Raw genomic sequence first — 23,711 nt, 5'->3', positions numbered from 1 at the left:
GCGTGTCAGCGCAGCAGCCGGCCGCCGCTGCCGATCACGGTGACTTCGACGAAGCGTGAGCCCACGCGGTTGTCGCCGCCGAAGTTGACCTTGAAGCCGCCGGTGTCGAAGTCGCGCATGTCGGCGAGGTTTTGCAGGATGCGCTCGCGGCTCGGGTCGGCGCGTGAGCGTTTCACCGCCTCGACCAGCACCTTGGCGGCGATGAAGCCTTCCATGCTGGCGTAGGAGACGGTCTTCGTCGGCTGGTACTGCTTCATCGCGGCGTGGAACTCACGCACCACCGGCACCGGCGAGGCCATGTTGTAGGGGAAGGGCATCACCTGCGAGATGCCAACGCCGCGGGCGAGTTCGTCGCCGGTGTTCTTCAGGAGCTCCTTGAAGTTCACCACCGAGATGCTGAAGAGGCGCGCGCGGTTGCCCGAGTCGCGCAGCTTCTTGATGAGCGCCGACGAGGCCTTGTTCACCGCGACCATGATCACCGCGTCGGGCTGGGCGTCGCCGATGGCCTTGGCGGCGGCGTCGATGTCGTCGGGCTTGGTGCGGTCGTAGTTGCCGGTGGCCACGGCCTTGAGCTTGAGCTTCTCCAGCGCGCGCTCGGCGCCGATCAGGCCGCCCTTGCCGAAGCCGTCGTTCTGGTAGAAGACCGCGAACTTGCGCAGGCCGAGCGTGTAGAGGTGCTCCACCATCTTGGCCGTCTCGTCGGGGTAGCTGGCGCGGATGTGGAAGAGGTTGGGATTCACCGGCACGCGCAGCTCCTCGGCGCCGGTGTAGGGCGCGAGCAGGGCGATCTTGTTGTCGGTGAGGATGTTGTTCTTGTTCAGCGCGGCGATGTTGGCCGTGCCCACATAGCCGAAGAGGGCCACGGGGTTGTCCTTTTCCAGGATCTCCTTCGTGGCGGCGACGGTCGCGTCGGGCTTGTAGGCGTCGTCCTTCTGCACCACGCGGATCTTGCGGCCGTAGACGCCGCCCTTGGCGTTGACGCTCGCGAAGTAGGCGGCGGCGCCAGCCGAGTATTCGTCGCCGGTGCCGGCGATCACGCCGGTGAGCGGCACCACCTGGCCGATGACCACCTCGTTGGCCGCGTGGGCCGCGAAACTGCCGAGGCTGAGCGCCGCTGCGGCGAGCGGAGCCACGAAAGAAGAAACGAACCGTTGAACCTTGCGCATTTGAAAGACTCCTCGGGCGCAGCACGCGCCGCCTTGGTGCGCCGGAGTCTAGGTCGGCTCGCGCGGCATTCGCACGCGGGCGCGCCCCGCGCAGCGTGATGCTCTGCACACGAAAGCCGGGTTTCAGCGCGGTTCGTCGCAGGCCAGCGACAGCCGTCGTTGGGTGCCCACCTTAGAGACGGGCGTGCAGTTTTCGTCAGACCTCGATCTCGTCGAGCTCGCGGTAGATGTCGCGCATCCACATCTTCAAGCGCTGCCGCTCCATCAGGCCCAGGCCGTTGGGGCCTTCGCTCTCCTGCGGCGTCTTGGCCTTCCAGAAGCTGCTGCTGGTGGCGTCGATCTTGTTGATGACGGTGTCGTGCAGCTTGCGCATCGTGACCACCTGCGCGCCGAGCGACATGGCGCGCGACTGCTCGCCCGATTGTTCGAGCACGCTGAAGTCGCTGCCGCGCACGTGGTTGCGCACCAGCACGTATTTGAGCGCTGGGCCGAAGCGGTCGAGCAGGCGCTTGAGCAGGTCGACCGAGTCCTTGCCGGTGTCCATCACATGCCAGTAGTGGATGCTCGAGCCCATCTCGTCGACGAGGTTCAGCACGCCGGAGTCGTCCATCCACTTCACCAGCGGCTCGTGCGTCTGCGCGGCCAGGTCGACGAGGATGCGGCGCTGCGGCTGGTCGACGGTGGCCTCGACGATCGAGTCGAGCGCTTCGTAGCGGTCCACCACCACGGGCGAGGCGTAGCCCGCGTAGAAGCGCATCAGCGCGCCGTGCGAGCGGTCGGTGTCGAAGCCGAGGAAGGGCAGCTGCTTGTCGATCATGTACTGCGCCAGCGTGCGGGCCAGCAGCGATTTGCCGACGCCGCCTTTTTCGCCACCGATGAAGTGGATGTTGCTCATCGAGTCGATCTCCTGTCGAAGCTGAAGGCCCTGGATGGGGGCGAGTATCTCCGCAATCCCTTCGGGTCACGAAGCTGTCACGCAAACGTCACGCACCCTTCATGGCCGCTTCCTAAGCTGCCGGCGCCCGCCACGAGCGGGGCCCTGCATCGCTCATCCATCCTGCGAGGACTCCTTGAACAAACCCTATGAAGGCCAACTGATGGCCACCCACGCCGACGACGCCGACCTGAACACGAGCGCCAACCCGAGCTTCATGACCGTGCTCGACGCACGCCTGAGCCGCCGCAGCCTGCTGCGCGGCGGCGTGGGCACCGCCGCCACGGCCGTGCTCGGCAGCTGGAGCCTGGCCGCCTGCGGTGGCGGCGACGACGACGCACCCGCTGCGCCGGCGGCCATCACCTCGCTCGGCTTCACCGCCGTGCCCAAGAGCCTGGCCGACACGGTGACCGTGCCCGCGGGCTACACCGCCAGCATCATCTACGCGCTGGGCGACCCGCTCACCGCCACCACGCCGGCCTACCGCAACGACGGCACCGACACCGACTTCGACAACCGCGCCGGCGACCACCACGATGGCATGGAGTACTTCGGCCTCTCGGCCGACGGCACCCGCCGCGATGTGAACGGCTCCGAGCGTGGCCTGCTCGCTGTCAACCACGAGGCCACCAGCAACCGCGACGTGCGCTCCTACTACCTGCACGCCAACGGCGGCACGCTGAACCCGCGCCCCCCGGCCGAGGCCGACAAGGAAGTGGCCGTGCACGGCATCTCGGTGGTCGAGGTGCGCAAGACCAACGGCCAGTGGGCCTACGCGCAGAACTCGGCCTACAACTTCCGCGTGACGCCGCTCACCCCGGTGCAGATCGCCGGCCCGGCGCGTGGCAACGCACTGGTCCGCACGACCTACTCCACCACCGGCACCGCCGCGCGCGGCACGATCAACAACTGCGGCACCGGCATCACGCCGTGGGGAAGCTTCCTCACCGGCGAGGAAAACTGGGCCGGCTACTTCACCCGCGCCGCCGGCGACGACGCCGCCCGCGCCGACAAGAGCGTGGTCTCGCTCAACCGCTACGGCCGTGCGCAAGGCGCCGCCAGCCGCCACGGCTGGGAAACGGCCGGCGCCGCCGACCGCTACGCCCGCTGGAACATCAGCAAGACCGGCACCAGCACCGACGGCACCGACGACTACCGCAACGAACTCAACACCTTCGGCTACATCGTCGAGATCGACCCCTACGACAAGACCGCCGCCATCAAGAAGCGCACCGCCCTCGGCCGCTTCGCGCACGAGAGCGCGTCCTTCGGCCTGCAGCGCGCCGGCCAGCCGCTCGCCGTCTACATGGGCGACGACTCGCGTGGTGAGTACATCTACAAGTTCGTCTCCACCGCGAACTGGGAGGCAGCCGACGCCAACAGCGCCAACCGCATCGCCACCGGCGACAAGTACCTCGACAGCGGCAAGCTCTACGTCGCCCGCTTCAACGCCGACGGCACCGGCACCTGGATCGAGCTCAACATCGCCAACGCGGCCATCGCCGGCTACGCCACCTACGCCTTTGCTGACCAGGCCGACGTGCTGGTGAATGCGCGCCTTGCGGCCGATGCCGTGGGTGCGACGAAGATGGACCGCCCCGAGTGGTGTGCCGTGCACCCGACCACCGGCGAGATCTACTACACGCTGACCAACAACAGCAACCGCCGTGTCGAACCCGCGAGCGGCTCGCAGTTTGCGGTGGATGCCGCCAACCCGCGTGCGTACACCGACACCAAGGGGGCTGCCACGCAATCGGGCAACGTCAACGGCCACATCATCCGCATGGCCGAGGCGGGCGGCAGCAGTGCCGCCACCACCTTCACCTGGGACGTGTACCTCTTCGGCGCGGAAGCCGGCAGCAACGCCACGCAGATCAACCTGTCGTCGCTCACCGCCGACCAGGACTTCTCCAGCCCCGACGGCCTGTGGTTCAGCAAGAACACCGGCATCTGCTGGATCCAGACCGACGATGGCGCCTACACCGACGTCACCAACTGCATGATGCTGGCTGGCGTGCCGGGCCGCGTGGGCGATGGCACGGTGGCCACGCTCAACTACACGCGTGCCGACACCACCACGCTCAGCATCCAGACGCGTGTGGGCCGTGCGCCGACCGCGACCACGCTGAAGCGATTCCTCGTCGGCCCGGTCGACTGCGAGCTGACCGGCTGCGCCGAAACGCCCGACGGCAAGACCTTGTTCGTCAACATCCAGCACCCGGGCGAAGACCTGGGCACGGTGGCCAACATCGCCAACCCGGCGCTGTACCCGAGCCACTGGCCTGGCAATGCGGGCTACGGTGCCGGCGGTGCCATGGCCCGCCCGCGCTCGGCCACGCTTGCGATCACCAAGAACGATGGAGGGCGCGTGGGGAACTGAGATCCCCGCCGAACGAACCAAGAGCATGAGAGCGTTTGGCCGCGGGTTTCCCGCGGCCTTTTTTATGGCGCGGTAGATTCGCTGCATGGCCGAACGCACCCCCACCGACGAACGCATCATGGTCTCCGAGGTCTTTGCTCGCAGCAGCACGCGCGAGACCCGCGCCGACCTGGGCCACGTGACCGAAGCGGCACGCCGATTGCCCGTCTACCGCCGCTGCCAGGTGCTGGTGGTGGGCGGTGGCCCGTCGGGCACCGCGGCGGCCGCGAGTGCGGCGCGGCAAGGCGCCGACGTGGTGCTGCTCGAGCGCTACAACCACCTCGGCGGGCTCTCGACCGGCGGCCTCGTGATCTGGATCGACCGCATGACCGACTGGGCCGGCACGCCCGTGATCCGCGGGTTTGCGGAAGAGGTGTTCGCGCGTTTGCCGGCCGATGCGGTGGCCGGGCCCCCGCGCGAGGAATGGGGCTCGGCCGAGGCCGCACGTGCCGCACATTGGGCGCCGCGCACGGCGGCGTTTCACGGCATCGTCACCTGGTCACCCACGCTCGACCCGGAGCGGCTCAAGAGCGTGTCGCAGGAGCTCTTGATCGAGCGAGGCGTGAAGCTCGTGTACCACGCGTGGGCGGCCGATCCGATCGTGGAAGACAAGCGCGTGCGTGGCGTGAGCTTCGAGAGCAAGGAAGGTCGCATGGCCGTGCTCGCCGACGTGGTGGTCGACGCCACCGGCGACGGCGACCTCTTCGCGCGCGCCGGTGCGGCGTTCGACAACGACATCGAGGCCGACGACATCCACCACTGCATGAACACCGCCTGGCTCTTCGGCGGTGTCGATATGCAGCGCTGGATCGCCTTCCGCACCGGCGAGCCCGAGCGCTACGCGGGCTTCATGCAGAGCGGGCGCGAGGCCTGTGGCCTCTTCGACAAACCCTTCGTGTCGTGGCGCGACGACATCGCGCTCTTCCTCGGCCCGCGGCAGTCGGGCTACTCGGCACTCGACGTCGACGACCTCACCGCGGTGGAGGTGCGCTCGCGGCGTGCGATGGAGCAGCACCTGCAGCACTACCGCGCGCACGCGCCGGGTTTCGAGAACGCTTATCTGTTGCAAGGCGCGCCGCAGATCGGCGTGCGGCACGCGCGGCGCCTCAAGGGCGTCGACAGTGTGCTGCGTGCGCGTTGGGCCGACGGCACGGCGCGGGCCGATGAGATCGGCCTCTCGCCCTCGGTGTCGCCCAAGTTCCCGAGCATTTCCATCCCCTATGGCGCGCTGGTGCCGCAGGCGCTCGACGGCCTGCTCGCGTGCGGCCGGCACGTGTCGTGCGACCCCGCCTCGCATGGCTTCATGCGCGAGATCCCGCAGTGCTGGGTCACCGGCCAGGCCGCGGGGGTGGCCGCGGCGCTGGCGGTGCAGCAGGGCGTGCCGCCGCGAGACGTGAGCGTGCCCGCCTTGCAGCAGGCACTTCTCGCGCAAGGGGTGCTGCTGCGCCCGCTCAGTGCGGCGCCAGCAGCGACTTGAAGCTGTCTTTCGACGCAGGCGTGAGGTCGGAGGTCTGCTCCGGCCCCGGGAACTGCCGCGCCCCCACGTCGGCCACGTAGCGCTTGGCCGCGGCTGCGATGTCCTGCGCCACGTTGAGGTAGCGGCGCGTGTGGCGCGGCTGGAAGTCGGTGTAGAGGCCGAACACATCGTGGAAGACCTGGATCTCGCCATCGCAGCGTGGCCCCGAGCCGATGCCGATGGTGGGGATGTTGAGGCGCTTCGAGACCTCTTCGGCCACGGTGGCCGGCACCAGCTCCAGCACCACCGCGAAGGCGCCGGCCTCCTGAAGCGCGAGCGCGTCTTCGAGCAGTGACACCGCGGCCGTGGGCTCCTTGGCCTGCACGCGTGCACCGCCGAGCGAGTGCACCGACTGCGGCGTGAAGCCCAGGTGCCCGCACACCGGGATGCCGCTCTTGACCATGCGCTTCACCAGCGGCGCGATCTCGGCGCCGCCTTCCACCTTCACCGCGCCCACGCGGCCTTCGGCCATCAGCCGGCCGGCGTTGCGCACGGCATCGTCGGCCGAGGCCTGGTAACTCATGAAGGGCATGTCGCCGATCACGAGCGCGCGCTGCGTGCCGCGCACCACCAGCCGCGCGTGGTAGATGATCTGGTCGAGCGTGACTGGCAGCGTGGTGTCTTCGCCTTGCACCACCATGCCCAGCGTGTCGCCCACCAGCAGCAGCGGCACGCCGGCGGCGTCGAGCATCTGGGCGCCGGTGTAGTCGTAGCAGGTGAGGGCGGCCACCCGTTCGCCACGGGCCTTCATCGCGACGATGTCGCGGGTGCTGAGTCGGATCGTCTTCATGTGTCGAGGGGGACGGAGTGGAGACGGGGCGCACCTTGCCACCCGGCGAGATGGCAGTCAACGCTAAGATTTGCCGCAATCTTCTTAGCTACTGCTAATGGCTCGCCATGACCCTCGAAGACCTGCGCATCCTCGTCGCCGCCTGCGAAGCGGGCAGCTTGAGCTCTCTCGCGCGCGACCTGAAGCGCACGCAGTCGGCGGTGAGCCAGCACATCGCGCGGCTCGAAGCCGAGCTGGGCGTGAAGCTCTTCGAGCGCCATGCGCGGGGTGTGGCGCCCACCGCGGCGGGCCGGGTGCTGAAAGACTTCGCGCTCGAAGGGCTCGATGCCATCGAGGTTGGCCTTCAGCGCATCCGCGCGCTGCAGCACGGTGAGTCGGCGAGCTTGAGCATCACGACGGGCGGCACCACGGTGCGGCATTTCATGATGGATGCGATCGTGAAATTCCGGAAGAAACACCCGGGCGTGAACCTGCGCTTCCTGCCCGCGGGCTCGACCAAACGCTGCTTCGAGATCCTGCGGCTCGCGCAGGCTGACCTCGGCTTCATCACCATCGGCGAGCCAGCGCGGGGGATCCGCGTGCGCACGGTGGCGCAGCAGCAGCTCTTCCTGCTGGCGGCGAACGACGATGCGTTCGCGGCCAAGCGCAGGCTGCGCGTGGCCGATCTCGCCGGCATCCGCTACCTGGGGCTGTCGGGCGGCACCACGCACCAGAGCGCCATCGAGCAGGCCGCGCAGGAGCGTGGTCTCGAGCTCAAGGCCGAGATCGTGTTCGACGATTTCGACACCGCGAAGGTCTTCGTCGAGCTGGGCCTGGGCCACGCCATCGTGCCGGCGGTGCATGCGCACAACTTCGCGAAGACAGGCACGGTGAAGGCGATCCCGATCGTCGACCTGCCGGCGGTGTCGATCGGCTGGGCCTTCCGCCACTGGCAGCACCTGTCGCCCGCGGCGCGCGACTTCGCGACGCTGATGGATCAGTCGCTGGGGCGCATGGCGAAGTCGGTCGACGGCTTCTCTCTGGCCTGATCTCTGGCCCGACTACGCCGGCAGCTTGAAGCCGCTGCGCCGCGCCGGCAGCGGCACGGGCTGGCCGTGCTCGATCCAGCGTTCGAGTTGCTGCGCCACTTCGTCGGTGCTCGGCATCTGCGCGATCTCGTGGGCCAGCCGCTCGGCGGTCTGGCGGAAGCGTGGCTCGCTCAGCAACTCCTGCACCGCGTGGCGGATGGCGTAGAGGTTCTGCTCGGCGCCGAGCAGCACCCGGCCGGCGTGGCTGTGGGCGAGCGCAGCGGTGCTGACGAACTGGTCGGCCATCTGCGGCAGCGCGAGCTGCGGCAGGCCGTGGGCCGCGGCCGCGTACACCGTGCCGGCGCCGCCGTGCGAGATGACGAGCTGGCAGTGCGGCAGCAGCTCGGCCTGCGGCACATGGTGCTGCGCGTGCACCGTGGCCGGCAGGGGCTGCAGCTGCGCGGGTTCGACGTCGGGGCCGGTGGCGACCACCACGCGCAGCGGCAAGCCCGAAAGCGCGGCCAGCACCGTGCGCAGCAGCTCGGGCCGGTTGAGCATGGTGCCCAGGGTGAGGTAGACGAGCGGCAACTCGCGCTGCGCGGCGAGTGCACGCGGCACCAGGCGCTCCAGCGCCACGGGTGCCGTGGCCGTCGTGTCGATCGGCTGCAGCGAATGCGCAGGCAGCTCGGCCGGCAGCGGCTCGGGTTGCAGGCTGGGCGGGCAGATGTCGAGGTAGAGGTGCCGGTACAGGCCGCCATCGGGCGGCGGCGGCGCGCCGGTGAGGCGCAGCCAGTGGCTCGTCAGATGGGCCACGGCCTCTTGCACCCGGTGCGCGGGCAGCGGCATGCCGACGCCCTGCGTGACGTGCGGCACACCGGCCGCCTGTGCGGCCAGCGGCACGGCAAGCGCGGCGTTTTCGCCGATCACGAGCTCGGGCTTGAAAGCGTTCAGCGCAGCCTGCAGCGGGGCCAGCATCCGCGTGGCGATCACCGCGCCGTAGAGCTTGGGGAAGATGCGGGAGGCGGCGTCGGTGCCGCGCGCGGCCGACAGCTCGGGCCAGCGGCCGAAGAGGCGAAACCGCGCCGACTGCCAGCCCGGCCCCACGTCGAAGCAGGGCACTGGCAGATGCGGCGGCACGAGAGCGTGGGTTTCGGCCGCCCCCGCCCAGGCCACGCCGTGGCCGCGTGCATGCAGGGCCTGCAGCAGCGGGAGCAGGGCCCGCACATGGCCTTCGCCGGGGGTGGCGCAGAAGAGAACGCGCATACGCTCACTCTAGGCGTCAGCACGTCGGGAGGGAATAGTCAGTTCTGAGCACGCCCGTGCAAGCGCGTGCCGGTTCTCACGGCGCAGGCGTTTTCAGCCGCGGCCGACGTAGGGCATCTTGGTGGCCATGATCGTCATGAACTGCACATTTGCTTCGAGAGGTAACGAAGCCATGTGCACCACCGCGTCGGCCACGAGCTGCACGTCCATGCGGGGCTCGACCATCATCTGCCCGTTGGGCTGCAGGATGCCGCGCGCCATGCGCTCGGTCATCTCGGTGGCGGCGTTGCCGATGTCGATCTGGCCGCAGGCGATGTCATACGCACGGCCGTCGAGCGAGGTCGATTTGGTGAGGCCGGTGATCGCGTGCTTGGTGGCGGTGTAGGGTGCGGTGAAGGGGCGCGGTGCGTGCGCCGAGATCGAGCCGTTGTTGATGATGCGGCCACCGCGCGGGTCTTGCGCCTTCATGATCTTGAAGGCCTCTTGCGTGCAGAGGAAGGCGCCTGTGAGGTTGACGTCGACCGTGTTCTTCCACTGCTCGTAGCTCAGGTCTTCGAGCGGCATGGGCGGGGTGCCGCTGCCGGCGTTGTTGAAGAGCACGTCGAGGCGGCCGAAGCGCGCGAAGGCCGCGGCGAACAAGGCCTTGACCGAGGCCGGGTCGGCCACGTTGGTGGGCACGGCGAGTGCGTCGCGGCCGAGGTCGCCTGCGTCCGCGATGGCCTTCTCCAGTAGCTCGGCACGCCGGCCCGCCAGCACCACGCCGTAGCCGGCGCGCAGCAGCGCCAGCGCCGAGGCCTTGCCGATGCCGGTGCCGGCGCCTGTGACGAGGGCGATCTTCTTCATGCGGTGGGCTCCTCTGCGGTGGGCGCGCCGAAGCAGTCGGCGTAGGTGAAGTACAGCGAGGCGTAGAACACGGCCATCATCACGAAGGCGATCGGCACCAGCAGGGCCATCGCCGTCTGCTGGCTGGCCACGCCGAGCAGGCCGACGAGCAGCGAGGCGGCCAGTGCCACCACCACGACGGCGGCCGCGTTGGTGAGGCTGTAGACGATGAAGGCGCCCTTGTTGCGCCACACCGCGACCACGCTCGAGAACAGCGATTGGCCGGCCGAGTGGCCGCCCCAGTGCACGAGCGCAGGTGCAAACCAGAACGGAATGCTCAGCAGCACGGTGGCAGCGGCCATCCACAGGAGGCCGCTTTGCAGGCGGGGGTCGAGCGTGGGAGGGGGTGCATTCGACCCGGGCGGCGGAGGTGTGGGCAGGGCCACGTCGTTGCCGACGATGAGCGCGAAGCCGCCGATCACCACCACCATCACGAGCGCGTAGATGGCGCCCAGCTGCCACAGCGTGCGCCGGCGGCGTGGGTCGCCGCGCAGCGGCTGCACGAAGGCCTGCAGGTTGGGTGGGGCACCTTGCAGCACCTGCTGCGTGGTGAGCATGAAGCCGAGGGTGACGAGCGGCAGCGCAGCCCACATGACGATGGTGCCGATCAGCGGAATGATCTGCACCACCACCGCGAGCAGCATCCACATGCCGATGAGGCTCAGGTAGAGCATGGGCCGCGAGGCGAAGGCGCGCAGGCCCTGCAGCACCCACTGGGCGCCGCGGCTGGCGGGAACGGTGTGGAGTTTCATCGCGCCACCCTCAGACGATGGCCGGATGCCACGGCTCGGCGACGCGATGGCTCAACACACGCTCGAAATGCGTGGGGTCGTGCGGCTTGAGCATGGAGGCGTCGCGCGGCAGGTGGAAGTCCCACAGGCGCGAGACCCAGAAGCGCAGCGCGGCGGCCCGCAGCAGCGCGGGCATCAGGCGGCGCTCGCTCGAGTTCAGCGGGCGCACCGCGTCGTAGGCGCCGACGAAGGCGAGGGCGCGCTCTTCCACGAGACGGCCGCTTTCCAGGTCGGTGCACCAGTCGTTGAGGCACACCGCCACGTCGAAGAGGAAGGTGTCGACCCCGGCGAAGTAGAAGTCGAAGAAGCCGGTGAGCTGGTGGCCGACGAACATCACGTTGTCGCGGAAGAGATCGGCGTGGATCGGGCCCTTGGGCAGCGCTTCATAAGCGGCCGACGCGGCCACCTGCTGCTGGTAGGCCAGCTCGCTTTCGATCAGCGTGCGCTGCTCGGGCGTGAGGTGCGGCACGACCACGGGAATGGTCTCGGCCCACCACGCCAGGCCGCGCAGATTGGGCTGGTGGCGCGGGTAGTCGGCGCCGGCCAGGTGCATGCGCGCGAGCATCGCGCCCACGCTTTCGCAGTGGCTGATGTCAGGGGCGAGCTGGTGGCTGCCCTCCAGGCGGTTGACCACGGCGGCCGGCTTGCCGCACAGCGTGTGCAGGATCTCGCCGGTCTCGTCGGCCTGCGGGTCGGGCACCGGCACGCCGTGTTGGGCGAGGTGCTTCATCAGGTGCAGGTAGAAGGGCAGCTGCTCGTGGCTCAGGCGCTCGAAGAGCGTGAGCACATAGCGGCCGGTGGTCGTGTCGGCGAAGTAGTTGGTGTTCTCGATGCCCGAGGCGATGCCTTTGAGGGCGGTGAGTTCGCCGATGCCCAGGCGGTGGATGAGCGCTGCTGCGGCGTCGTGGGGGACTTCGGTGAAGACGGCCATCGCTCGATCAGCCAGGAGTGCGTGAGGTCATGCCGGGATTGTAGGCAGCGGGTCCGCCGCGGCGCTTCCGGGCCGTCTCCATTGAACCCACAATCGGCGCCACGCCCGGCTCCGCCCGACTGGACACACGCCGCATGAAGCTTGACGCGCTCACCCTGTTCGCATCGATGTTCATCAACCTCACCCTCATCGTGGGTGCGTTGCTGCTCGGCGTAGGGTGGAAGACACGTTCGGGCATGCGGCTGTGGAACGTGGCGCTGGTGCTGCAGGCGGTGGCCTGGGCCGCGCTCGTGGCCGCCTACAGGGGCTGGCCGCGCGAGCTGGCCACGCTCGGCTCGGCCGCGATGGTCACCGGCTTCAGTTTCATGTACCTGGCGGCCAAGAACTACCTGCGCGAGCCTGCCTCGATGCCCTGGGTCGTGGGCGTGCCGATGGTGACGGCTGGGGTGCACTGGCTCGTGTTCCAGAACTTCGTGGTGCGCATTCTGGTCGTCAACGCCGCCATCGGCCTGCAGATGTTGTGGCTGGCGTGGCTGATGGTGCGCCCCCAGGCGCAGGGCAACTGGCGCTGGCGCTGGCTCGCGGGCCTGGCGCTGCTGGCCTCGGGTGCGCTGGTGGCGTGCCGCGCGGTGCTGGTCGTGGCGGCACCGGAGAGGTACCCGCGTTTCGAGTCGGCGCACTGGGTCAACATCGTCGGCCTCATCGTGAGCAATGCCTGCGTGATGGCGGGCACGCTGGCCTTCCTGCTCGCCCACCGAGACGAGGCCGAGCAGGAACTCAAGCGCCTGGCCACCACCGACGGCCTCACCGGCGTGCTCAACCGCCGGCACTGGATGGAACAGGCCTTGCCGCACGTCAACCTCGCGCGCCGCCATGGGCGAGGGCTGGTGGTGCTGATGCTCGACATCGACTTCTTCAAGCGCATCAACGACTCGCACGGCCACCAGACCGGCGACCGCGCGCTGGTGCTGTTCGCCGCGGCCGTGCGCCACGCCGTGCGCCAGCCCGACCTGGTGGGCCGCTACGGCGGCGAGGAGTTCTGCGTGCTGCTGCCCATGTCGGACCTGGCGGCGGCCGAAGCCGTGGACCAGCGGCTGCGCGCGGCGATCGTCCGCGACGTGAACCCTGCGCTCGGCTTCGACCTCACCTTCAGCGCGGGCGTGGCGGCGCTGGACGAGGGTGACGCGGGGCTCGATGAGATCATCGACCGTGCCGACCGTGCCGACCGGGCCCTCTACGCCGCCAAGCAGGGCGGCCGCAACCGCCTCGTGCGGGCCTGACCCGAGCTCGCGGAGCAAGCACATGTGGAATCGCATCCTCGACACCATCGCCACCGAGTTCTCCGATGCGGTGGATGCCGAACAGATCACCCGCATCGTCCTGCGCCTGCTGCTGGCCGCCGTGCTGGGCGGCATCCTCGGCTACGAGCGCGAGAGCCAGGGCAAGGCGGCCGGGATCCGCACCCACATGCTGGTGGCGATGGGCGCGGCGCTCTTCGTGCTGGTGCCGCAGCAAGGCGGCATGGAGGTGGCCGACATGAGCCGCGTGATCCAGGGCGTGGTCGCCGGCATCGGCTTTCTCGGCGCGGGCGCGATCATCAAGAACAAGAGCGAAGAGAACGTGCAGGGCCTCACCACCGCCGCGGGGGTGTGGATGACGGCGGCCATCGGCATCGCCTGCGGGCTGGGCCGCGAGATGACGGCGGTGCTGAGCACGCTGATGGCGCTGGTCGTGCTGGCCCTGGTGCCCAAGGTCGCCGGGCGCGACCCGAAGGGCTGACGCTCAGAAGAGCACGCGCGCGCCCAGCATGACGGCGCGCACGTCGCCTTTGCTGCCGCGGAACTCGGCCCGGCTCTGGTCGACGCTCAACTCGAGGCGGATGTTCTGCCACGGGGTGACGTAGAGCCCGAGGCCCACATAGGGCGCCACGGTGTTGTCGGTGGAGGAGCGCACCTGCGTCCTCAGCATGGCGAGGCCCAGGCGGGTGAAGAAGCCGAACGAGGAGCTGATCGGCGCATCGACGGCTGCGCCCGCGGTGATGCCGGTGACGACGTAGTCGATGGAGCCTGCGCCGTCGTAGCGGGTGGCCTCGCCAAAGTCGATGAGGCCGACTTCGGCGGAGATGCCTCCGGCGAACCGACGGCCGGCGAGGAAGCGGTACGCGTCTGCCTGGGTGTCGCAGGCGGATGCGCCGGCACATTCGACCGCGATCCGACCCTGCCCGCCGGCCACGCTGGCGTAGGTTTGGGCTGAGGCGCCCGACGACAGGGCGCAGGCGGCAACGGCCGCGAGGCCGACGAAGTGATTCTTCATGACTCCCTCTTCATGTTGGTGTACCCGCCCTCCGCGGGGCCGCCATTATTCATTGGCAGCGCGTATGCGGACGAAGCTCGCAAAGCGCGGCACGCCATCCGGATGCAGGCCCCGGTAGCGGTAGGTGACCTGGCTGCCGATGGCGGGGGGCGACACACGGTCGGCATCCCGCAGCCCGCTGCCGAGCTTGAAGCGCAGGCCTTGCGGGGTTTCCACGAGCAGCGCACCTACGAGGCCGTCGTACTTGCCGCGGCCCGGCACGTGGCCGACCACGGTGGCCTCGGCGTCGAGGTGGGGCTTGAGCTTGAGCAGGTCGTCGCTGCGCTCGCCGCGGTACGCAGATGCGCCACGGTGGAGCACCAGCCCTTCGCCGCCGCGGTGCACCGTGTCGTGTAGCAGCGCCTGCAGCGCGGCCTCGCTGGTGGCCTCGTGCTGTGCCACGGCCTGCAGCGTGGCGTGCGAGCGTGGCAGGGCGCGGCGAAGCTGGGCGATGCGCGTGTCGAACGAGCCCGTTTCAGCCGGCAGGTCGAAGACCATGTAGCGCAGCGTGCGCCAGGCCGTGTCGTCGGGCAAGTCGCGCGCGGCGGCCGAGGCGGCGCTCGTGAAGCGGCCATGGCCGGCCCACAGCTCGCCATCCATCGGCTGTGCAGGCCAGCCGTGGGTGAACCACGCCGGCGCGTGGATGCGGTGGCCGTGGCGCGTCCAGAGGGCTTGGCCGTCCCAGTAGGCGCGCACGCCGTCGTACTTCTCGCTGACCCACCAGCCCTGCAAGGACATGCCTGCGCGATAGACACCGGCCAGCATCAACGGGCGTGGGCCACCCGCGTGGGCGGCTTGCGGCATGAAGGGCGCGGCGCTGAGCGATATCAGCAGCGCGCGGCGGAGAGGATCGAATCGCAGCGGCATGGGGCAGGGCAGGAGTTGAAGCCCGCAAGGCTATGCACCGCGGCCCGGCCTGCCCAGCCCACCGTCGGGTGACGAGCCGCTGCATGGCCACACCCGCTTGGGTGGCATGGGGCCGAAATGGCAGCAGGGCTGCAGGGCCAGTCGCTTCCCCGACAATCCGCGCCATGAACCTGCCCCTGCTTCCCGACGACGGCCCGCTGCTGCTGGTCGATGGCTCCAGCTACCTCTACCGCGCCTATCACGCGCTGCCCGATCTGCGCGGGCCGGGCGGCGTGCCCACCGGAGCGATCCACGGCATGGTGGCGATGATGAAGAAGGCCGTGCAGGACGTGAAACCCTCGCACGCGGTGTGCGTGTTCGACGCGCCGGGCAAGACCTTCCGCGACGACTGGTACCCCGAGTACAAGGCCCATCGCTCGCCCATGCCCGAGCCGCTGGTGCAGCAGATCGAGCCCATCCATGAAGTGGTGAAGCTGCTCGGCTGGCCGGTGATGATGGTCGACGGCGTGGAGGCCGACGACGTGATCGGCACGCTCTCGTGCATCGCCGCCAAGGCGGGGCAGAGGGTCATCATCTCCACCGGCGACAAGGATCTGGCGCAACTCGTCAACGAGCACGTGACGCTCATGAACACCATGAGCAACGAGAAGCTCGACGTGGCCGGCGTGACCGAGAAGTTCGGCGTGCCGCCCGAGCGCATCGTCGACTACCTCACGCTGATGGGCGATGCGGTCGACAACGTGCCGGGCGTCGAGAAGGTTGGCCCGAAGACGGCCGCGAAGTGGATCGCCGAACACGGCTCGCTCGATGGCGTGATCGCCGCAGCCGACAAGGTGAAGGGCGTGGCCGGCGAGAACCTGCGCAAGGCGCTCGAGTGGTTGCCGATGGGCCGCAAGCTCGTGACGGTCAAGACCGATTGCGACTTCGCCGCGCACGTGCCCGGCTGGCCGGCGCTCGAATCGCTGGCGCTGCAGCCCGTCAACCGCGAGGCGCTGCTCGACTTCTACACCCGCTACGGCTTCAAGACCTGGAAGCGCGAGCTGGAAGAGGCACTCGGTGGCGGCAGCCCCGCGGCCGAGGCGCCCGCCGTGCTCGCCAACCCGACGCCGATGGTGGCCAAGCACGCCATCAGCCGCAGCTACACCACCGTGCTCACCCCGGAGGAGCTGGAGCTGTGGGCCGACAAGGTGGAGTCGGCGCCGCTCGCGGCCATCGACACCGAGACCGATTCGCTCGACCCGATGGCCGCGCAGATCGTCGGCATCTCGCTCAGCGTGAGCCCGGGCGAGGCGGCCTACATCCCGCTGCGCCACAGCTACGCTGGCGCGCCCGATCAGCTGCCCTTCGATGTGGTGCTCAAGCGCCTCAAGCCCTGGCTCGAGAACGCCGACGCGCCCAAGCTCGGCCAGAACATCAAGTACGACAGCCACGTGCTCGCCAACGCCGGCATCACCGTGCGCGGCTACGTGCACGACACCCTGCTGCAGAGCTACGTGCTCGAAGCCCACAAGCCGCACAGCCTCGACAGCCTCGCCCAGCGCCACCTCGGCCGCGCCGGCCTGAGTTATGAAGACGTGTGCGGCAAGGGTGCGCACCAGATCCCGTTCGCGCAGGTCGACATCGACCGTGCCGCCGAATACTCCTGTGAAGACAGCGAGATGACGCTGCAGGTGCACCAGACGCTGTGGCCGCAGGTCGAGGCCGACAAGGGGCTGCGCTTCATCTACGAAAAGATCGAGATGCCGGTCACGCACATCCTGCAGCGCATCGAGCGCAACGGCGTGCTGATCGACCCGGCGCGGCTCGCGCAGCAAAGCCAGCAGCTCGGCGAGCGCATGCTGCAGCTCGAACGCGAGGCGCACGAACTCGCCGGCCAGCCCTTCAACATGGGCAGCCCCAAGCAGATCGGCGAGATCCTGTTCAACAAGCTCGGCCTGCCGGTCATCAAGAAGACCGCCAGCGGCTCGCCCAGCACCGACGAAGAGGTGCTCGACAAACTCGCCGAGGACTACCCGCTGCCGGCCAAGCTGCTGGAGCACCGCTCGCTGTCGAAGCTCAAGGGCACCTACACCGACAAGCTGCCGTTGATGGTCAACCCCAAGACCGGCCGCGTGCACACCAACTACGCGCAGGCGGTGGCGGTGACGGGGCGCCTGTCCAGCAACGACCCCAACCTGCAGAACATCCCCATCCGCACCGCCGAAGGCCGGCGTGTGCGCGAGGCGTTCATCGCACCGCCCGGCAGTGTGATCGTCAGCGCCGATTACTCGCAGATCGAGCTGCGCATCATGGCCGACATCTCCGGCGACGAGAACCTGCTCAAGGCCTTCGCCGAAGGCATGGACGTGCACCGCGCCACCGCAGCGGAGGTGTTCGGCATCGAGCCCGCGGCCGTGACGAGCGAGCAGCGCCGCTATGCCAAGACCATCAACTTCGGCCTCATCTACGGCATGGGGGCGTTCGGCCTGGCGGCGAGCCTCGGCATCGAGCGCAGCGCGGCCACCCAGTACATCGAGCGCTACTTCGCGCGTTACCCCGGCGTGAAGCGCTACATGGACGACACCAAGGTCTCCGCACGCGAGAAGGGTTATGTCGAAACCCTCTTCGGCCGGCGCATCTACCTGCCCGAGATCAACGGCGGCAGCGGCCCGCGCAAGGCCGGTGCCGAGCGCCAGGCGATCAATGCCCCGATGCAGGGCACCGCGGCCGACCTCGTGAAGCTCGCGATGATCGCGGTGCAGGCCGCGCTCGACGAGCAGAAGAAGCTGACCTTGATGGTCATGCAGGTGCACGACGAGCTGGTGTTCGAAGTGCCCGAGGCCGAGCTCGACTGGGTGCGCACCGAGGTGCCGAAACTCATGGCCGGCGTGGCACAACTCAAGGTGCCCTTGCTGGCCGAAGTGGGCGTTGGTCCGAATTGGGACGAGGCCCACTGACACGGTCACAAGTGCGTTCCAGGCACACGCGTTCGATTCCACTTATCGGAACCACGGCCTAGGAGAACAACTCCCTGGGCCCTCCCTTACGGGAAACACCCCCCTGCCGTTGCGCAGAACTCCACACTAAATTGCGCACGCCTTCGCTCTGAAGGACGGAACGCGAAGGCTGTTGTTTTGCGTTGCGGAACAGCGATCCATTTGGGGGAGAGTTCGAATCGACGCGCGCACCACACCACCGCTCCTTGAGGTCAGCGACGTCACGGTTCGCTTCGGTGGCATCACGGCCTTGGACAAGGTCTCCTTCCAGGTCGAGGCCGGCAAGATCGTCGGCCTCATCGGGCCCAACGGCGCGGGCAAGACCACGCTGTTCAACTGCCTGTCCCGCCTCTACGAATTCAGCGAAGGCCGCATCGCCTTCGAAGGCCGCTCGCTGACGGAAGTGCAGCCGCACGGCATCGCCCAGCTGGGCATCGGCCGCACCTTCCAGAACCTCGCGCTCTTTCGCACGATGAGCGTGCGCCAGAACGTGATGCTCGGCGGGCACAGCCGCACGAGCACGGGTTATCTCTCCAATGCCTTCCGCCTGCCGAGCGTGCGCCGTGAAGAGCAGCGCCTGCGCGAGCATGTGGAGCAGGTGATCGAGCTGCTCGAACTCGGCCCCGTCGCCGAGACCGTGGTGGCCGACCTGCCTTTCGGCACTCAGAAGCGCGTGGAGTTCGGCCGTGCGCTCATCACGCAGCCCAAGCTGCTGCTGCTCGACGAGCCGGCCGGGGGCCTGAACCACGAAGAAGTGGGCGCGCTGATGGACCTGCTGCGCCGCATCCGCAGCGAACTCAAGCTGACCATCCTCTTGGTGGAGCACCACATGAACCTCGTGATGCGGGTCTCCGACCAGGTCGTCGCGCTCAACTTCGGCCGCAAGATCGCCGACGGCACGCCGGCCGAAGTGCAGGCGAATGCCGAGGTCATCAAGGCCTATCTTGGCGCGGAGGCCGCATGAGCGACATCCTGCTCCAAGTGCGTGGCCTGCGCGCGCAATACGGCCAGACCAAGGTGCTGCACGGCATGGACTTCGAAGTGAAGGCCGGCGGCATCACCACCATCCTCGGGGCCAACGGGGCCGGCAAGACCACCACGCTGCGCGCGGTGTGCGGCATGGTGCAGACCCAGGGTGAGATCACGCTCGCCGGCGAGCGCATCGACGGCAAGGCGACGGAAAACATCGTGCGCCTCGGCGTGGCCCACGTGCCCGACGGCCGCGGCACCTTCCTCAACTTCAGCGTGGAAGAGAACCTGCGCGTCGGCGCCTACACGCGCAAAGACAAGGCCGAGGTCGCCCTCGACTTCGAGCGCATGTACACCTACTTCCCGCGCTTGAAGGAGCGCCGCAAGCAGCAGGCCGGCACGCTCTCGGGTGGCGAGCAGCAGATGCTGGCGGTGTCGCGTGCGCTGATGCTGCGGCCTCGCCTCTTGCTGCTCGACGAACCCTCGTTCGGCCTCGCGCCGCTCGTGGTGCAGGAGCTTTTCGAGATCTTCAAGGCGATCAACCAGAGCGACAAGATCAGCATGCTGCTGGTCGAGCAGAACGCCTCGCTCGCCCTGCGCCTGGCCGACCACGCCTACCTGCTCGAGACCGGCAAGGTCGTGATCTCGGGCACCTCGGAATCCATCCGCAACGACGAGTCGGTGCGCCGCTCGTACCTCGGGTACTGAAACAACATGGACCTTCTGATCCATCAAGTGCTGTCGGGCCTGGCCACGGGCGGCATCTACGCCAGCATGGCGCTCGCGCTGGTCATGATCTACCAGGCCACGCACGAGATCAATTTCGCGCAGGGCGAGATGGCGATGTTTGCCACCTACCTGGCCTGGGCGCTGATGCAGGCGGGCCTGCCGTACTGGGCGACCTTCTTCCTCACCACCATCCTCGCGTTCGTGGCGGGTGTGGTGATCGAGCGGGTGGTGATCCGCCCGGTGGAAAACGCACCGGTGCTCGCGGTGGTGACGGTCTTCATCGGCCTGCTCGTCATCTTCAACAGCGTGGCCGGCTGGATCTTCGGCTACACGATCAAGCCCTTCGCGAGCCCCTTCCCCGAGCAGCCCTTCTTCGGCAACCGCTACATGTCCTCGCACGAGATCGGCTCGATGGGCATCACGCTCGTGCTGCTCGCGATGCTCTTCGTCTTCTTCCGCTACACGCCCCTCGGCCTGGCCATGCGCTCGGCGGCGCAGAACCCGGTGTCGGCGCGCCTCGTGGGGGTGCGGGTCGGCTGGATGCTCGCGCTCGGCTGGGGCCTGGCCGCGGCCATCGGGGCCGTCGCCGGGATGATGGTGGCGCCGGTGGTCTTCCTCGAGCCCAACATGATGGGCGGTGTGCTGCTGTATGCGTTTGCCGGCGCGCTGCTCGGCGGCATCGACAACCCGTGGGGCGCCGTGATCGGCGGCTTCATCGTCGGCGTGCTGGAAAACGTGGTTGGCGTGTACCTGGGCACCGAGCTCAAGCACACCGTGGCCCTGGTGCTGATCGTGGGGGTGCTGGTGCTCAAGCCTTCGGGCCTGTTCGGCAAGACCCATGTCTCGCGTGTCTGAGGTCCGAGGAGCACCCCCATGACCACCACCATTCAGAAGCCCGCGCTCAGCGGCAAGCAGCTCGCCGGCCTCGCGGTCCTCCTGGTCGCGGCGATCGCCGTGCCGATGTTCATTCCCGACTACCGCGTGTTCCAGCTCGCGCTCGCGCTGTGCTACGCCATCGCGATCCTCGGGCTCAACATGCTGATGGGCTTCAACGGCCAGATCTCGCTCGGCCACGGGGCCTTCTACGCCATCGGCGCCTACGTGGCCGCCGTGCTGATGGACAAGGCCGGCCTGCCGTATTGGGCGACCATCCCGCTCGCCGGGCTGGTGTGCCTGGTGGCGGGTTTCCTCTTCGGCCTGCCGGCGCTGCGCCTCGAGGGCCTGTACCTCGCGATTGCCACGCTGGCGCTCGGCATCGCCATGCCGCAGATCCTCAAGCACAAGGCGCTGGAGCACTGGACGGGGGGTTCGCAGGGCTTGGTCATCATGAAGCCCGATGCGCCGGAATGGACCGGCCTGTCGCAAGACAAGTGGCTGTACCTCTTCATCCTCGCGTGGACGGTGCTGCTCTTCTTCATCGGCTGGAACCTGCTGCGCGGGCGCATCGGCCGCGCGATGGTGGCGCTGCGCGACCAGCCGATCGCGGCGCGGGCGATGGGCGTGAACGCCGCGATGTACAAGTCGCTCACCTTCGGCGTGTCGGCCATGTACACCGGCATCGCGGGGGCGCTCGGCGCGATCGCGGTGCAGTTTGTGGCGCCCGACTCCTTCGGCATCTTCCTCTCGTTCAGCCTCTTCATCGGCGTGGTGATCGGTGGCCTGGCGTCGATCTCGGGCGCGATCTTCGGCGCGCTCTTCATCCAGTTCATCCCGAACGTGGCCGACCAGATCTCCAAGTCTGCGCCCTGGGCCATCTACGGCGTGTTCCTCATCGTCTTCATGTACGTGATGCCCACAGGGGTGGCCGGCCTGATCCGGATCCTGAGGGCTCGGTTTCTACGAGGGCGGGTAACTCAGTAGACCCTCATCGGGGCCCGATGCGTTGATGGGAAGCGTCTGGCCGCAGCCAATGTGTTTTCAGTCCGATCGAAAGGAAGCGACATGACATCCAGAACCTTGAACCTCGTGCTGGCGGCGTCCGCGTCGCTGGCCTTCAGCGTCGGCGCGATGGCCGCAGGCAAATACGGCCCCGGTGCCTCCGACACCGAGATCAAGATCGGGCAGACCATGCCCTACAGCGGCCCCGCCTCGGCCTACGGCACGATCGGCAAGCTGCACCAGGCCTACTTCAAGATGGTCAACGAGCAGGGTGGCATCAACGGCCGCAAGGTCAACCTGATCAGCCTGGACGACGGCTACAGCCCGCCCAAGACGGTCGAGCAGATCCGCAAGCTCGTCGAGCAGGAAGAAGTGCTCGCCACCTTCAACACGCTCGGCACTGCGCCGAACAGCGCGATCCACAAGTACATGAACGCGAAGAAGGTGCCGCACCTCTTCCTGTCGACCGGCGCCACCAAGTGGGCCGACCCGAAGAACTACCCGTGGACCATCGGCTGGAACATCGCCTACCAGTCCGAGGGCATGATCTACGCGAAGTGGCTCCTGAAGAACAAGCCCAACGCCAAGGTCGCGATCCTCTACCAGAACGACGACTACGGCAAAGACGTGCTCAAGGGCGTGAAAGACGGCCTGGGCGCCAAGGCCGCCACGATGGTGGTGAAGGAAGCGACGTATGAGGTCTCCGACCCGACCGTCGACTCGCAGATCCTCACGCTGCAGGCCTCGGGTGCCGACACCTTCATCAACATCACCACGCCGAAGTTCTCGGCCCAGGCGATCCGCAAGGCCTTCGACTCGGGCTGGAAGCCGCTGCACATCGTGAACAACGTGGGCGCGTCGGTGGGTTCGGTGCTGGTGCCGGCGGGTCTCGACAAGTCGAAGGACCTGATCACGCTGCAGTACTACAAGGACCCGAACGACCCGCAGTGGAAGGACGACCCGGCCATGCTCGAATGGCGCGCCTTCATGGGCCGTCACTACCGCGAGGGTGACCCGAAGGATGCGTCGAACATGTACGCCTACCTCACCGCGCAGACCCTGCACCAGGTGCTCAAGCAGTGCGGCAACGACCTCACCCGCGAAAACCTGATGAAGCAGGCCGCGAACCTGAAGAACTTCAAGCTGCCGCTGCTCTTGCCCGGCATGGCGATCAACACCTCGCCGACCGACTTCTTCCTGATGGAGCAAGGCCAGCTGGCCAAGTTCAACGGCACGCAGTGGGTGCTGTTCGGCGAGCTGATCGGCGCGAACGACTGACCGCCCATCCCGCCGCACGAGAGAGCCGCCCCCGGGCGGCTCTTTTCATTTGGCGGCGGTGGTGGGTGTCGCCGGCTCGGCCAGCATGAAGGCCGACACGTCGTCGAGCACCGTCGACATCCAGCGCAGCGACCAGGCCATCGATGCGACGAGCGTGATGTGGTCGACCCCGTCGTAGAGCTTGAGCTGCACCGGCGCACCGGCTGCCTTCAGGCGCTCGGCCATCTGCTCGGTGTTGCGCACCGGGTTCACGAGGTGGTCGCTGCGCGCGGCGCCGAGGAAGGCCCGCGGGGCGTCACGCTTCACGTAGTCGATGGGTTGCGAGCCGGGTGGGTAGTGGGGGTGGTGGAAAACCACCTGCGCCTGCGGGTTGCTGATCGGCAGGAACTCATAGGGCCCGGCCAGCCCGATCCAGCCGGCAAGCGACGAGGGAGACTGTCCCTGTGCCGCGAGCCAGCGCGCATCGAGCGCCACCATCGCGGCGTTGTACGCCCCGGCGCTGTGGCCCATCACGTACACCCGCTGCGGATTCCCGCCGAGCGCCGACGCTTCTCTGAGCGCATACCCGGTGGCGCGCGCGCTGTCGTCGAGGAAGTCGGGGTAGCGCACATCCGGGTAGAGGCGGTAGTCGGCGATCAGTGCCAGCACGCCGCGCGAGGCCAGTGCTTCGCCGGCAAAGGTGTACTCGGCGCGGCTGCCCCAGTGCCACGAGCCGCCATAGAAGAACACCACCACCGGCCAGCCGCCGGGCGGGGCCTTGCCGGCGGGTCGGTAGACGTCGAGCCTGTGCCGCGGGTCGGGCCCGTAGCTCACGCCCACGGTGGCCACGTAGGTGGACGAGGGCTTGAGGGCGTTCAAGCCCGACGAGCAGGCGCTCAAGGCCGGCAGGGTGAGCAGGGTGGCGAGGTGGCCAAGGTGGAGGCGTCGGTTCATGGAGACCCCTTACGCACTCGGGCTGACCCTG

At 68.3% G+C, this 23,711-nt stretch carries 21 protein-coding genes; 11 read left to right on the top strand and 10 right to left on the bottom strand.

Annotated features, from left to right (window positions below; translation table 11 throughout):
* Positions 1-5 precede the first annotated feature (5 nt).
* Together KF892_09345 and KF892_09340 are read right to left on the bottom strand one after the other, a co-directional pair.
* On the bottom strand, positions 6-1,166 hold the full coding sequence (locus tag KF892_09345) for an ABC transporter substrate-binding protein (GenBank protein MBX3625204.1): 1,161 nt from the start codon (positions 1,164-1,166) through the stop codon (positions 6-8).
* A gap of 196 nt (positions 1,167-1,362) precedes the next feature.
* Entirely contained in the window at positions 1,363-2,061 is a 699-nt protein-coding gene (locus tag KF892_09340) for a mobilization protein (protein ID MBX3625203.1), read from the bottom strand.
* Positions 2,062-2,263: 202 nt separating this feature from the next.
* On the opposite strand from KF892_09340, the gene KF892_09335 reads away from it, so the two are divergent.
* Positions 2,264-4,480 (top strand): PhoX family phosphatase, encoded by a 2,217-nt coding sequence (locus tag KF892_09335; GenBank protein ID MBX3625202.1) that lies wholly within the window; start codon positions 2,264-2,266, stop codon positions 4,478-4,480.
* A gap of 85 nt (positions 4,481-4,565) precedes the next feature.
* Complete coding sequence (locus KF892_09330; protein ID MBX3625201.1) at positions 4,566-5,996, top strand: FAD-dependent oxidoreductase; 1,431 nt, start codon at positions 4,566-4,568, stop codon at positions 5,994-5,996.
* On the opposite strand, the gene panB is transcribed toward KF892_09330, so the two are convergent.
* Positions 5,971-6,825 (bottom strand): 3-methyl-2-oxobutanoate hydroxymethyltransferase, encoded by an 855-nt coding sequence (panB, locus tag KF892_09325; protein ID MBX3625200.1) that lies wholly within the window; start codon positions 6,823-6,825, stop codon positions 5,971-5,973. The two genes, KF892_09330 and panB, sit on opposite strands and share 26 nt — an antisense overlap.
* A gap of 107 nt (positions 6,826-6,932) precedes the next feature.
* On the opposite strand from panB, the gene KF892_09320 reads away from it, so the two are divergent.
* Positions 6,933-7,853, top strand: a complete 921-nt coding sequence (locus KF892_09320) for a LysR family transcriptional regulator (GenBank protein MBX3625199.1) — start codon at positions 6,933-6,935, stop codon at positions 7,851-7,853.
* Between the two features lie 12 nt (positions 7,854-7,865).
* On the opposite strand, the gene KF892_09315 is transcribed toward KF892_09320, so the two are convergent.
* The 4 genes from KF892_09315 to KF892_09300 form a co-directional block, all read right to left on the bottom strand.
* Entirely contained in the window at positions 7,866-9,095 is a 1,230-nt protein-coding gene (locus KF892_09315; protein MBX3625198.1) for a glycosyltransferase family 1 protein, read from the bottom strand.
* A 93-nt stretch (positions 9,096-9,188) separates the two neighbouring features.
* Positions 9,189-9,938 (bottom strand): SDR family oxidoreductase, encoded by a 750-nt coding sequence (locus KF892_09310; GenBank protein ID MBX3625197.1) that lies wholly within the window; start codon positions 9,936-9,938, stop codon positions 9,189-9,191.
* Complete coding sequence (locus KF892_09305; protein MBX3625196.1) at positions 9,935-10,729, bottom strand: hypothetical protein; 795 nt, start codon at positions 10,727-10,729, stop codon at positions 9,935-9,937. Before KF892_09305 ends, KF892_09310 begins: the two co-directional genes overlap by 4 nt.
* A 10-nt stretch (positions 10,730-10,739) precedes the next feature.
* A complete protein-coding gene (locus KF892_09300; GenBank protein MBX3625195.1) occupies positions 10,740-11,699 on the bottom strand; it encodes a homoserine kinase in 960 nt (319 codons plus the stop codon).
* Between the two features lie 134 nt (positions 11,700-11,833).
* Between KF892_09300 and KF892_09295 the strand changes: the two genes are divergently transcribed.
* Together KF892_09295 and KF892_09290 are read left to right on the top strand one after the other, a co-directional pair.
* Positions 11,834-12,979 carry a GGDEF domain-containing protein gene (locus KF892_09295; GenBank protein ID MBX3625194.1) on the top strand — a complete coding sequence of 382 codons (1,146 nt, stop codon included), beginning with the start codon at positions 11,834-11,836 and terminating at the stop codon, positions 12,977-12,979.
* Positions 12,980-13,001: 22 nt separating this feature from the next.
* Complete coding sequence (locus KF892_09290; protein ID MBX3625193.1) at positions 13,002-13,478, top strand: MgtC/SapB family protein; 477 nt, start codon at positions 13,002-13,004, stop codon at positions 13,476-13,478.
* A gap of 3 nt (positions 13,479-13,481) precedes the next feature.
* Here KF892_09290 and KF892_09285 read toward each other — a convergent pair whose 3' ends face one another.
* Together KF892_09285 and KF892_09280 are read right to left on the bottom strand one after the other, a co-directional pair.
* Entirely contained in the window at positions 13,482-14,012 is a 531-nt protein-coding gene (locus KF892_09285; protein MBX3625192.1) for a hypothetical protein, read from the bottom strand.
* A gap of 45 nt (positions 14,013-14,057) precedes the next feature.
* The gene (locus KF892_09280) at positions 14,058-14,855 is read right to left on the bottom strand and encodes a DNA ligase (GenBank protein ID MBX3625191.1); all 798 of its coding nucleotides are present in this window, start codon (positions 14,853-14,855) and stop codon (positions 14,058-14,060) included.
* A gap of 227 nt (positions 14,856-15,082) precedes the next feature.
* Here KF892_09280 and polA point away from each other — a divergent pair, with 227 nt between their 5' ends.
* The 6 genes from polA (at position 15,083) to KF892_09250 (ending at position 22,747) form a co-directional block, all read left to right on the top strand.
* A complete protein-coding gene (polA, locus tag KF892_09275; GenBank protein MBX3625190.1) occupies positions 15,083-17,854 on the top strand; it encodes a DNA polymerase I in 2,772 nt (923 codons plus the stop codon).
* A 217-nt stretch (positions 17,855-18,071) separates the two neighbouring features.
* Positions 18,072-18,857: an ABC transporter ATP-binding protein gene (locus tag KF892_09270; GenBank protein ID MBX3625189.1), complete on the top strand. Its 786-nt coding sequence runs from the start codon at positions 18,072-18,074 to the stop codon at positions 18,855-18,857.
* Positions 18,854-19,570: an ABC transporter ATP-binding protein gene (locus tag KF892_09265; GenBank protein MBX3625188.1), complete on the top strand. Its 717-nt coding sequence runs from the start codon at positions 18,854-18,856 to the stop codon at positions 19,568-19,570. Before KF892_09270 ends, KF892_09265 begins: the two co-directional genes overlap by 4 nt.
* Positions 19,571-19,576: 6 nt before the next feature.
* Positions 19,577-20,446: a branched-chain amino acid ABC transporter permease gene (locus tag KF892_09260; GenBank protein ID MBX3625187.1), complete on the top strand. Its 870-nt coding sequence runs from the start codon at positions 19,577-19,579 to the stop codon at positions 20,444-20,446.
* An 18-nt stretch (positions 20,447-20,464) separates the two neighbouring features.
* Complete coding sequence (locus KF892_09255) at positions 20,465-21,451, top strand: branched-chain amino acid ABC transporter permease (GenBank protein MBX3625186.1); 987 nt, start codon at positions 20,465-20,467, stop codon at positions 21,449-21,451.
* An 81-nt stretch (positions 21,452-21,532) separates the two neighbouring features.
* Positions 21,533-22,747, top strand: coding sequence for an ABC transporter substrate-binding protein (locus tag KF892_09250; GenBank protein ID MBX3625185.1), 1,215 nt, complete (start codon positions 21,533-21,535; stop codon positions 22,745-22,747).
* A gap of 45 nt (positions 22,748-22,792) precedes the next feature.
* On the opposite strand, the gene KF892_09245 is transcribed toward KF892_09250, so the two are convergent.
* Positions 22,793-23,680 carry an alpha/beta hydrolase gene (locus KF892_09245; protein ID MBX3625184.1) on the bottom strand — a complete coding sequence of 296 codons (888 nt, stop codon included), beginning with the start codon at positions 23,678-23,680 and terminating at the stop codon, positions 22,793-22,795.
* Positions 23,681-23,711: the final 31 nt, after the last annotated feature.

Source organism: Rhizobacter sp., assembly GCA_019635355.1.
Lineage (GTDB): Bacteria > Pseudomonadota > Gammaproteobacteria > Burkholderiales > Burkholderiaceae_C > Rhizobacter.
The sequence above is the reverse complement of the archived record's forward strand: the minus strand, read 5'-3'. Positions and strand labels throughout refer to the sequence as shown.

Coding starts and splice junctions, on each gene's coding strand:
- KF892_09345 (MBX3625204.1), bottom strand. CDS start 1,166: ATGCGCAAGGTTCAACGGTTCGTTTCTTCTTTCGTGGCTCCGCTCGCC.
- KF892_09340 (MBX3625203.1), bottom strand. CDS start 2,061: ATGAGCAACATCCACTTCATCGGTGGCGAAAAAGGCGGCGTCGGCAAA.
- KF892_09335 (MBX3625202.1), top strand. CDS start 2,264: ATGGCCACCCACGCCGACGACGCCGACCTGAACACGAGCGCCAACCCG.
- KF892_09330 (MBX3625201.1), top strand. CDS start 4,566: ATGGCCGAACGCACCCCCACCGACGAACGCATCATGGTCTCCGAGGTC.
- panB (MBX3625200.1), bottom strand. CDS start 6,825: ATGAAGACGATCCGACTCAGCACCCGCGACATCGTCGCGATGAAGGCC.
- KF892_09320 (MBX3625199.1), top strand. CDS start 6,933: ATGACCCTCGAAGACCTGCGCATCCTCGTCGCCGCCTGCGAAGCGGGC.
- KF892_09315 (MBX3625198.1), bottom strand. CDS start 9,095: ATGCGCGTTCTCTTCTGCGCCACCCCCGGCGAAGGCCATGTGCGGGCC.
- KF892_09310 (MBX3625197.1), bottom strand. CDS start 9,938: ATGAAGAAGATCGCCCTCGTCACAGGCGCCGGCACCGGCATCGGCAAG.
- KF892_09305 (MBX3625196.1), bottom strand. CDS start 10,729: ATGAAACTCCACACCGTTCCCGCCAGCCGCGGCGCCCAGTGGGTGCTG.
- KF892_09300 (MBX3625195.1), bottom strand. CDS start 11,699: ATGGCCGTCTTCACCGAAGTCCCCCACGACGCCGCAGCAGCGCTCATC.
- KF892_09295 (MBX3625194.1), top strand. CDS start 11,834: ATGAAGCTTGACGCGCTCACCCTGTTCGCATCGATGTTCATCAACCTC.
- KF892_09290 (MBX3625193.1), top strand. CDS start 13,002: ATGTGGAATCGCATCCTCGACACCATCGCCACCGAGTTCTCCGATGCG.
- KF892_09285 (MBX3625192.1), bottom strand. CDS start 14,012: ATGAAGAATCACTTCGTCGGCCTCGCGGCCGTTGCCGCCTGCGCCCTG.
- KF892_09280 (MBX3625191.1), bottom strand. CDS start 14,855: ATGCCGCAAGCCGCCCACGCGGGTGGCCCACGCCCGTTGATGCTGGCC.
- polA (MBX3625190.1), top strand. CDS start 15,083: ATGAACCTGCCCCTGCTTCCCGACGACGGCCCGCTGCTGCTGGTCGAT.
- KF892_09265 (MBX3625188.1), top strand. CDS start 18,854: ATGAGCGACATCCTGCTCCAAGTGCGTGGCCTGCGCGCGCAATACGGC.
- KF892_09260 (MBX3625187.1), top strand. CDS start 19,577: ATGGACCTTCTGATCCATCAAGTGCTGTCGGGCCTGGCCACGGGCGGC.
- KF892_09255 (MBX3625186.1), top strand. CDS start 20,465: ATGACCACCACCATTCAGAAGCCCGCGCTCAGCGGCAAGCAGCTCGCC.
- KF892_09250 (MBX3625185.1), top strand. CDS start 21,533: ATGACATCCAGAACCTTGAACCTCGTGCTGGCGGCGTCCGCGTCGCTG.
- KF892_09245 (MBX3625184.1), bottom strand. CDS start 23,680: ATGAACCGACGCCTCCACCTTGGCCACCTCGCCACCCTGCTCACCCTG.